The sequence below is a fragment of the Rhodoblastus acidophilus genome, from assembly GCF_900187365.1.
GTDB lineage: Bacteria > Pseudomonadota > Alphaproteobacteria > Rhizobiales > Beijerinckiaceae > Rhodoblastus > Rhodoblastus acidophilus.
In genome coordinates, this window is the sequence record NZ_FYDG01000013.1 from 88,604 (window position 1) to 97,856 (window position 9,253).

At 65.9% G+C, this 9,253-nt stretch carries 8 protein-coding genes and 1 pseudogene; 2 read left to right on the forward strand and 7 right to left on the reverse strand.

Going from position 1 to position 9,253, the window contains the following annotated elements; all coding sequences use genetic code 11:
* Positions 1-20: 20 nt before the first annotated feature.
* Both CFB24_RS18090 and CFB24_RS18095 read right to left on the reverse strand, forming a co-directional pair.
* Entirely contained in the window at positions 21-503 is a 483-nt protein-coding gene (locus CFB24_RS18090; RefSeq protein WP_088522040.1) for a pyridoxamine 5'-phosphate oxidase family protein, read from the reverse strand.
* The gene (locus CFB24_RS18095) at positions 500-3,439 is read right to left on the reverse strand and encodes a hybrid sensor histidine kinase/response regulator (RefSeq protein ID WP_088522041.1); all 2,940 of its coding nucleotides are present in this window, start codon (positions 3,437-3,439) and stop codon (positions 500-502) included. The genes CFB24_RS18090 and CFB24_RS18095 overlap by 4 nt, the downstream gene beginning before the upstream one ends.
* Before the next feature lie 452 nt (positions 3,440-3,891).
* Here CFB24_RS18095 and CFB24_RS22655 point away from each other — a divergent pair, with 452 nt between their 5' ends.
* A complete protein-coding gene (locus CFB24_RS22655; protein ID WP_141098492.1) occupies positions 3,892-4,092 on the forward strand; it encodes a hypothetical protein in 201 nt (66 codons plus the stop codon).
* 242 nt (positions 4,093-4,334) lie between these two features.
* Entirely contained in the window at positions 4,335-4,895 is a 561-nt protein-coding gene (locus CFB24_RS18100; protein WP_088522042.1) for a flavin reductase family protein, read from the forward strand.
* Here the strand turns inward: CFB24_RS18100 and CFB24_RS18105 are convergent.
* The 5 genes and pseudogenes from CFB24_RS18105 to CFB24_RS18125 all read right to left on the reverse strand — a co-directional run.
* A complete protein-coding gene (locus CFB24_RS18105; RefSeq protein ID WP_170133761.1) occupies positions 4,882-6,078 on the reverse strand; it encodes an HD domain-containing phosphohydrolase in 1,197 nt (398 codons plus the stop codon). The genes CFB24_RS18100 and CFB24_RS18105 overlap by 14 nt on opposite strands.
* A 149-nt stretch (positions 6,079-6,227) precedes the next feature.
* Positions 6,228-7,328 carry a protein-glutamate methylesterase/protein-glutamine glutaminase gene (locus tag CFB24_RS18110; RefSeq protein ID WP_088522044.1) on the reverse strand — a complete coding sequence of 367 codons (1,101 nt, stop codon included), beginning with the start codon at positions 7,326-7,328 and terminating at the stop codon, positions 6,228-6,230.
* Between the two features lie 7 nt (positions 7,329-7,335).
* Positions 7,336-8,196 (reverse strand): CheR family methyltransferase, encoded by an 861-nt coding sequence (locus CFB24_RS18115; protein WP_244593244.1) that lies wholly within the window; start codon positions 8,194-8,196, stop codon positions 7,336-7,338.
* A 32-nt stretch (positions 8,197-8,228) separates the two neighbouring features.
* Positions 8,229-8,744, reverse strand: a complete 516-nt coding sequence (locus tag CFB24_RS18120; protein WP_088522045.1) for a chemotaxis protein CheW — start codon at positions 8,742-8,744, stop codon at positions 8,229-8,231.
* A 2-nt stretch (positions 8,745-8,746) separates the two neighbouring features.
* Positions 8,747-9,253, reverse strand: a pseudogene (locus CFB24_RS18125) (methyl-accepting chemotaxis protein); the annotation flags it as partial.

Sequence of the window (9,253 nt, forward strand, 5' to 3'; positions counted from 1 at the left end):
TTTCCCCGCTTGCTGAATCTTCAGATCGCCAGCTTGGCGTTGTCGCCGAGATCGGGCGTCTGGCCGGTGGCGACCGCGAAGGCGATCTTGACCATGCCGATCGGTCCCGCCGGCCCGTCCCAATATTCGGCGCTGGCGGGATCGACGCTGATGACGACCACGTCCGGCGAATCCGGGCCGTCGGGAAAATAGGCCTGGGCGCCGGCGTTCCAAAGCTTTTGTATCAACGTCTTGTCTTCGTGCAGGGCGGCGTGGCCGCAGACCGAGACGAATTTCGAGCTTCCGTCAGAAAACCCCAGATAGACTGAAGGGTTGGCCGCGATCTCGTGGTCCGACGCCGAGCGCCGGTCGGCCAGAAAGTAGATGCGGCGCTCGCCCGGGCGCACGAGGGCCGCCATCGGCCGGCCGTGCAGGGCGTCGCCCCGGCGCGTCACCAGCAGCGCGACGCCGACGCTTTCCATCAGATCCCAGGCCCGCTTGATCTTGTCGCTGTCGGACGTCATCGCTCGCTCCCGCTCTGTTGGCCGCTTTCGGGCACAATGCCCGTCCGGTCCAGAGGTTCCTGCTGCGGCGTTCCCGCTTCGCTCCGCATCAGCGCAAGCTTGCGTCGGAGGTCGTCGGCGTCGATCGGCTTGTGGGCGATCTGGAAGCCGCTGGCGGAAATGCCCGCGATCTGCGCCGCCGAGGTTTCGCCGGTCAGAACCAGCGTCGGAATGGCGCGTCCCGCCTGCCGGGCGATCTCGCGCGCGGCGCTCACCCCGTCGGCGCCCTCGCCGAGGGCGAAATCGGTGACGATGGCGTCAAAGCTCCAGTTTTCACGCGCGGCGCGTTCGATGGCCGCCTCGCCGCTTGCGGCCAGCGCGACCTGATAGCCCCAGTGGCCGGTCATCGCGCCAAGGCTTTCGCGCACGATGGAATTGTCCTCGACGATCAGCAGGGTTCCGCCGCGGTCTTCCAGCGGCGCCGTCGCGACGGCGGCCGGCGCGACGCATGCGGCGGCCGGCGCCAGCAATGAAAAGCGCGAGCCGCGCCCTTCGCGCGACGACACCTCCACCGTCGCGCCGAGCAGACGCGCGGTGCGCGCCACGATGGCGAGGCCGAGGCCAAGCCCTTTTTGCAGGTCGCGGCCGGGATTGTGCAGCTGATGAAACTCCCGGAAAATCTCGTCATATTTGCTGGGGGGAACGCCGATGCCGGTGTCGATGACGTCGAGGCGCACCTTGTCGCCGCGCCGGCGCGCGCCGACGAGCACGCCGCCCTCCGGCGTGTAGCGCAACGCATTCTCGATCAGGTTGCGCACCATCCGCTCCAGCAGGCGGGCGTCGCTGCGCATGCACAAGGGCGTGGGGCGGATGCGCAGGTCGAGGCCGCTCGAGCGCGCCTTGGCCGCATATTCGGCCTTGAGCCGGTCGAGCAGGGCGGACAGGTCGACGCTGTCGAGACTCGGCTCGACCACGCCGGCCTCAAGCTTGGAAATATCCAGGATCGACGTCAGCAGGCCGTTGAGCCCGTCGAGCGCCTGTTTCATCTTCCGCGCCGTCTCGACGGCTTTCGGCAGCGCCTTCACCTGGCGCTCGATCACCGACAACAGCAGGACCAGGGATTGCGCGGGTTGGCGCAGGTCGTGGCTCGCCGCCGCCAGGAACTTGGATTTGGCCTGATTGGCCTCCTCCGCCTCGCTCTTGGCGGCGACAAGCTCCTGCTGCAGCGCCTTCTCGTGCGAGATGTCGCGAAAGTAGACGGAAATGCCCCCGCCGCCGGTCGGATAGACGCTGAACGCGATCCAGCGTTTGAGGATGGGCGACACCGATTCGAATTGCACGGGCTGGCCGTCGGTCATGACGGACTGGTAGCGGGCGTGGACGGTGGACCCCCGGACCATCGGAAACATGTCGAAGAAGTTTCGGCCGAGGACGTCCGATCGGCTCTTGCCCAGCATCTGCTCGGCCCTGGCGTTGCAGTAGACGAACCGCCAATCCGCGTCCAAGGCGTAGAACGCGTCGCCAATGCTCGCAAGAATCTCCTCCGCCTGCCGCCGCGCCCTGTCCAGATCCCGTCGCCCCGCCACCTGGGCCGTGACGTCCAGATGGGTCAGGAAGGCGCGGGAGAAGCGGCCCAACTCGTCGCGCTCGATCTTGCCGACGCTCTCGATCCATCGCTCCGCGCCATCGTCCCCGACCACCCGATGCTCCACCGGCCCGGAATGGCCCGTGGTCTGCATGCGCTGCAACGCTTGCAGCCATTTGGGGCGGTCTTCGGGCGCGACGCGGTTGGCGAACTGCGACATGCGCCAGTCGAACCCGTTGCCGGAGGCGCCTTCAACCGGGGGGAAGCCGAGGACTTGCGCGTAATTGCCGGCGCTGGCGATCTCGTTGCGGACGAAGTCGATCTCGGTGTAAGTCAGGCCCGCGGCTTCGGCGGCGTCGCGCAACCGCGCCTGCGAGCGCAGCAACGCCGCTTCGAGCCGGACATTGGCGAGCGAGCCCGACAGGCGATGCGCGGTCGCCTCGATCATGGCGATGTCGCAGGGCGTCCAGTCTTTCGGCCTGGCGTGATGCGCGAACAGCACGCTGCCGAGCCGCCCGTCGACCAGCAGCGGCACATTGACCGAGGCGGCGGTTTGCAGGCGGCGATGCGCCGCTTTTTCGGCGTCGGTCAACAGGGCGTCGGCGGCGATATCGGGCCAGACGACCGTGCGGCCCGCCGCGAATTCCTTGAGGATGCGCGGCCCGAAATCCGCATAGCGGTAAACGCCGGCGATGCTCGCCACCCGATTCACGGCATCGCGGATCACCCGGAAATGAACGCCGTCGCCGCAATCTTCGGCGTAGCCGACGCGGCTCACTTTCAGACGCCGCGCCAGCAGCCGCGCCGCGCCGAGCTGGATCGCGACCGGATTGGAGCCGGCGGCGATGGCGTCGGTCAGGTTGAGCAGAAAAGCCTGGCAGGTTTCGCCGTCCCGCCGCCTTTGCCGCGCCAGCACAGCCTCGGTGGTTTCCGCCGCCGCGCAGTAGAATCCGGCGATCCGTTCGGTTTCGTCGCGCAAAGGCGTATAGGAGAAGGCGAACCAGCGCGTCGTCGGCGGGCCGCATCCCGCGAGGTCCACGGGATGATCGACGAAATATTGCGCCTTGCCCGCGAGCGTCTCCGCGATGATGGGTTGAAGCTCGGGCCACAGCTCCGACCACACGCCGGCGAACGCGCGGCCGAGCGCCCGCGGATGCCGGGCGCCGAGCATCGGCAGATAGGCCTCATTGTATATCAGCGTCAGCGCGTCGCCCCAGCCGACGAAGGCCGGTTGCGGCGAGGACAGCATGATTTCCGCCGTCGTCCTGAGGCTTTGCGGCCATTGGCGCAGCGGCCCCAGCGGGGTGGCCGACCAATCGAGCGATTGGAAGTACTCGGCGAAATTGGCGCAGTTCGAGGGAGCAAGCGTCATTTTCGGCTTCAGCGCTGGGGCGAAATCCCGGACTCCTCCGGTGAATAGACGGATATAGGGAGTTTGCGCGCTCCCGGCGACATATTCATCTCCCGATCCAATGGCTGGAGCCTGAGCTTTGCGGCCTTTACCTATGGCCCCGCCGCCGTGGCGGCGTCACAGCCCCGCGATCACTTTGTCGTGCGGGTCTTTTGCTTTCACTTCTCGCAACTTACGATGCGGTAGCGTCGCAATGTCTCGCCAGGCCCGAGCCAAGCCCCCGGCCGGCGCGCGGGGGCGGCGCGGCGATGCAGCCTTGCCATCAAAATGGAAAGGTGGTTCACCAGTTCGCAACGTAAGCAAGGCATAAACCGCGCGCTTTTGTCCAAGTGCGGTTTGACGTCCGATTCGGTAAAGCCGCGCGAACGCGAACACCATGCCCAAACGGCTGAACCTCACAGGAGCGCGGCGACGTGCTGAACTTAGATATTCATGATCGACTGGCCGCCGCTCAGGCGTTCAAGGGCGAGGTCGCCCAGGTCCTCGCCGATATCGCCGAGCGCGTGCGTCAGGGCGCCGACGGCCAACGGCCCGGAAAATCCGCGAGCGAGAGCCGCTTGCCCGTCGCGGAATGGTGGTGGTCGCGGCGCGGCGGCGCCCAGCCGGCCAAGTGAGTTAAAGCAAGTCCCGTCAAGGCGGGTTGGCGGTCGCGCCGAAGCGCCGCGTTGAGGCCCCAGGCGGGATTCCGGCCCCTTCCGGACTTCCGGCCCCTTCCGGGTTTGGCGGCTCCCGGAGGCCGGGTTCCCCCGCCGAAAACAGCGCGGCGGTCTGCGACATCTTAAGCGAAAACGCGTTGTGGCTCCGCCGAGCTTGCCTGAAAAGACGATGAACGCTCGGTCCTGAGGCGGGGGATTCGATGACGGCGAAGCGAGATTTTCCGGTTCACAAGGCGCGGCGCTATCTGGAGCCAGGACCGGTTGTCCTGGTCACGTCGCGCTGGCGGGACAAGGCGAATGTCATGGCCTTGGGGTGGCACACGGTCATGGAATTTTCGCCCTCGCTGGTCGGTTGCGTGATCTCCGTCGGCAATCACAGCTTCCATATGATCCGCAAGAGCGGCGAATGCGTCATCAACCTGCCCACCGCGACGCTGATCGACGCGGTGGTGGGCGTGGGCAATTGCTCGGGCGCCGAGGTGGACAAGTTCGAACGGTTCGGGCTGACACCGGAGGACGCGTCGGACGTAAAGGCGCCGCTGATCAAGGAATGTCATGCGAGCTTCGAGTGCCGCCTGCATGACGACAGCCTCATCGACAAATACAATTTCTTTATTTTCGAAATCGTCCGCGCGCATGCCGCGCCGACGCCCAAACACCCGGAAACGATCCACTATACTGGCGGGGGCGTGTTCGTCCTGGCCGGAGACGTCGTGGACAAGCGGGCGTCGTTCCGGCCGGAAATGCTCAGTCTCGATTGACGGCCGGGGCTTCGGCGCCCGCGTGCCGCCGGCGCGGCGCGTGCGCGGCATGTTCGATATGCGCGCCGGCCACGCTCTTCGGCCGCGCGTTCTGATGCTTTTCAACGGGCGGGCGTTTGAGCGCCTCATGCAGGTGTTCGATGTCGTCGTGGGTGCGGATTTCGAGAAGCTCGCGTTTCAATTGTTTGAAAACGGCGACGCAGGCCGGATCGAAAGCCGAGCCGGCGCCGCGGACGATCTCGGCGAAAGCCTCTTCGAACGGCATGCCGGATTTATAGGCGCGTTCCGAGCAAATGGCGTCGAAGGCGTCGGCGACCGCGACGATGCGCGCCTCCAGCGGAATGTCTTCTCCCTTGAGGCCTGCGGGATAGCCGGAGCCATCCCACCTTTCATGATGGCCGCCGGCGATCAGCGCTGCGATCCGCAGCAGTTCCGTGGCGCCGTCGCGAAGAATCTGCACGCCGTGCTTGACATGCCGGCGCATGATTTCGGCTTCCTCGGCGGTCAGCGGCCCGGGCTTCCTGAGAATGGCGTCGGGCGTCCCGATCTTGCCGACGTCATGCAGCGGGGCGGCGAGATAGATCAACTGGCTGCACGCCTCGCCCATGCCCATGCCCAGCGCGATCAGGCGGCTGATTTCAGCCACGCGCGCGATGTGGGCGCCGGTGCCGCCGTCGCGCGCCTCCACGGCGAGCGCCAGCCGCCAGATCATCTCTTTCTCGCGCAAAGCCATTTCGCGCATGGCTTGCTCGACGTCGTTGGTCAGGAAGGCGACCAGCTTGGCCTGCTGCCTCTGCGCATTGCGCAGCGCCAACATGTTGGACAGGCGCGCGCGCAGTTCGAACGGATCGAACGGCTTGGTGAGGAAATCGTTGACCCCGGCCGAAAGCGCGTCGATTCGCACGTTGCGGTCGTGTTGCGAGGTCAGCATGATGATGGGGATCGAGCGATAATGCTCCACCTTGCGGATTTTGCGCAGGAAATCGATCCCGTTCATTCCGGGCATCAGATAATCGACGAGAATCACGTCATATTGGAATTCCGCGCATTTCAGCATCGCCTTGACGGGATTGTCGCAGGTTGCGACGTCGATCTTGCCGATTTTGTTGATCGTGCTTTCCAGTATCGCCAGCATGGAGCAGCTGTCGTCGACGACGAGAACGGAAGTGATATCGTCACGCACGTTGACGATTTCGGGTAACTTTGTAAGCATAATGACGAAATCTCGGGTTGCATCGATATCAATCTGGAAATTTAATTCAGATTAAAACTGAAAATTTCCTTTTTCATCGAGTTTTTCTAAAGCGGCTCTGTTCTAAGATCTGGACCGTTCTAAGCTCGGGACTGAGCCAGCAGCAGTTCGCGCGCGATCTCGTCGAGACCGACGACGCGATCGACCCCGCCAAGCGCGATCGCCTCCTTGGGCATGCCGAACACGATGCAGCTCGCCTCGTTCTGGGCGATGGTGAAAGCGCCGGTCTGTTTCATCTCCAACATACCGCGCGCCCCGTCGTCGCCCATGCCGGTCATGATCACCCCGACGGCGTTGCGTCCCGCCGCGCGCGCCGCCGAGCGGAACAGCACGTCCACCGAAGGCCGGTGGCGCGACACCAGCGGCCCCTCGCGCACGGAGACGTGATAGCGGGCGCCCTGGCGTTCGAGCATGGTGTGGCGGCCGCCCGGCGCGATCAGCACATGGCCGCGCAGCACGGGGTCGCCATCCTCGGCCTCCTTGACCGACACTTCGCAAAGGCCGTCGAGCCGCTTGGCGAAAGCCGCCGTGAATTTTTCCGGCATGTGCTGCACGATCACCAGGCCCGGCGCATTGGCGGGCAGCGCCATCAGCAAGTCCTTGAGCGCCTCTGTGCCGCCGGTGGAGGCGCCGACGCACCCCACGATTTCCGTCGTCTTGGCCATCGCGCCGGACTGGGGGCGGGCGGGCGGAAGCATGGCGTCGGCCGTCAGTTTCGGCGCGGGCTCGCCATAGCCCTGGCGGACGACCGGCTTGCGCGGCCCGCGCGCCTGCACGCGGGCCGAGGCCGCGGCCTTGACGACATCGCAGATCATCGCGGCGCTTTCCGCAAGCGCGTCCGCCGCCGCGATCTTCGGCTTTGCGATAATGTCCACGGCGCCGGCTTCCAGCGCCTGCAACAGCGTCTCCGAGCCCTCGGTCGTCAGCGACGAGCACATGACGACCGGGATCGGCCGTTGCGCCATCAGTTTCTTCAGGAAGGTGATGCCGTCCATATGCGGCATCTCGACGTCCAGCGTGATGACGTCGGGCACTTCCTCCATGATGCGTCGCGCGGCGGCGTGAGGGTCGGAGGCGACGGCCATCACCTCGATGTCCGGGTCCTGCGAGAGAACCTGCGCCAGAGTTTGGCGCACGCTGGCGGAATCGTCGATGATCAGCACGCGGATCGGCTTGCCCATAGGCTCCTCATGTTTTCTGGAAAATGGTTCCGCCAACCGCGCGGATCGGGAGATCGAAGCCGGTGACCGATTCGGAATGGCCGAGAAACAGGTAGCCGCCGGTCTCAAGCCGCTGGCACAGGCGGTCGAGCACGGCGTATTGCGTCGGCTTGTCGAAATAGATCAGGACATTGCGGCAGAAGATGATCTGCATGGGATCGCCGACCGGATAGGTCTCGTCCATCAGATTGAGCCGGGCGAATCCCACCATGGCGCGCAATTCGGGAATGACGCGCGCTTGCGCGCGGTCGCTCGCGGAGCCGCGCATGTAGCGCCGCCGCAAATTCGGCGGCACCGGCGCGACCATGGCGGCGGGATAGACGCCATGGCGGGCCGCGCGCAGCACGTCGGAGCTGAGGTCCGTCGCCAGAATGAAGGTCTTCAGCGGTCCCGCCGCCTGCGTCTCGGCGTAATCGGCGCAGACCATGGCGATGGTGTAGGGCTCGGCCCCGATCGAACAGGCCGCGCTCCAAATCCGCAGGCTGTTATGACCGCGGTTCTGAAGATCGGGCAGAACTGTTCGGGTCAGGGCGTCGAAATGGGTCGGTTCGCGAAAGAAATCCGTCTTGTTCGTCGTCACCGCGTCGATGAGGTACAGCGCCTCTGTCTCCAGCCCCGCCCCCTCGAACAGATGGTCGCAATAGTCCGCGAAGCTGGCGATTCCCGTCGCGCGCAGGCGCCGCCGCAGCCGGCCTTCGAGCATCAGCCGCTTGCTCGCTGGCATTTTTATGCCGCTGTAGCTGTTGATGAATTCGGCAAGACGCTGGAAGTCGCCCGGCGACAGGCGATCGGAGTCCGCATAGGGGGCGTCGGCGTACGATGGCTTCACATGATCCTCTCGGGACTGCGCGGCGTGCGCCGTCAGGCGGCGCGCCAGCTTTCGGGGGCGGCGCCTAAACCGGACGCCAAGCCGGACGCCAAGTCGGCGGCCTCCTTTTCGGATAGCAGGCGGGCGAGATTGACGATCACGACGAAGCTCTGGTCGCGCCGCACCACGCCGTCGATGTAGTCGTTGGCCCAGCGCGCCCCAATGTCGGGCGCGGCCTCGATCTCGTCCTTGCGCACCGTCGTCACCTCGAACACGCGGTCCACCACGATGCCGAGCGTCAGAGCGCGCTCGCCCAACGCGACATCCACCACCAGCACGCGGGTGGCGGAAGTCGGCTCGACCGGGGGCAGGCCGAGCCTCATGCGCAGGTCGATCACCGGCACGCCTTGCCCGCGCACATTGCACAGGCCGAGAAAATGGCGTGGGCCGTTGGGGATGCGGAAGGCCCGTTCGTGGTCAAGGATTTCGCGCACGACGCGCACGGGGAGCGCGAAGCATTCCGCGTCGAGCGCGAAGGTCACCAGTTGCAGTTCGTCGTGCGCGGTCATGGTCAGGCGCTCTCGCGGAAGTCGTGATCGTGTTCGTCGCGTCCGCCCATCGACAGGTCGAGGGCGAAACCCCGCGCGCGTTCCTGCTGCGCCTGCACCGACTGGGCCTGCGACGCTTGAGGCTGCGCCGGCTTTTTCGCGGTGAGGGTGCGCGGTTGGCGCGCCGCCTGGGGCTTGGCGGCGGGCGCCGCGTTGGCCTGCGGCCGGCTGGAGGGCTGGCGGCGGTCGCCGGCGCCGTCCACCTTGAAGAACGAGATGGAGCTTTGCAGTTCCTCGGCCTGACCCGCCAGTTCCTCGGAGGTCGCCGACATTTCCTCGGACGCCCCGGCGTTCTGCTGGGTGACCTGGTCGAGCTGCTGGATCGCCTGGTTGATCTGCGCGGCGCCAATGTCCTGCTCACGGCAGGCGGCGGAGATTTCCGCGATCAGTTCGGCGGTCTTGCGGATGTCGGGCACGAGGCGGTTGAGCATTTCGCCGGCGTCCTGGGCCGATTTCACCGTTTCGCCAGA

What these genes read in the sequence shown, in the direction of transcription:
- CFB24_RS18120 (WP_088522045.1), bottom strand. Translation starts at nt 8,744, where the DNA reads ATGACCGCGCACGACGAACTGCAACTGGTGACCTTCGCGCTCGACGCG.
- CFB24_RS18095 (WP_088522041.1), bottom strand. Translation starts at nt 3,439, where the DNA reads ATGACGCTTGCTCCCTCGAACTGCGCCAATTTCGCCGAGTACTTCCAA.
- CFB24_RS18090 (WP_088522040.1), bottom strand. Translation starts at nt 503, where the DNA reads ATGACGTCCGACAGCGACAAGATCAAGCGGGCCTGGGATCTGATGGAA.
- CFB24_RS18110 (WP_088522044.1), bottom strand. Translation starts at nt 7,328, where the DNA reads ATGGGCAAGCCGATCCGCGTGCTGATCATCGACGATTCCGCCAGCGTG.
- CFB24_RS18100 (WP_088522042.1), top strand. Translation starts at nt 4,335, where the DNA reads ATGACGGCGAAGCGAGATTTTCCGGTTCACAAGGCGCGGCGCTATCTG.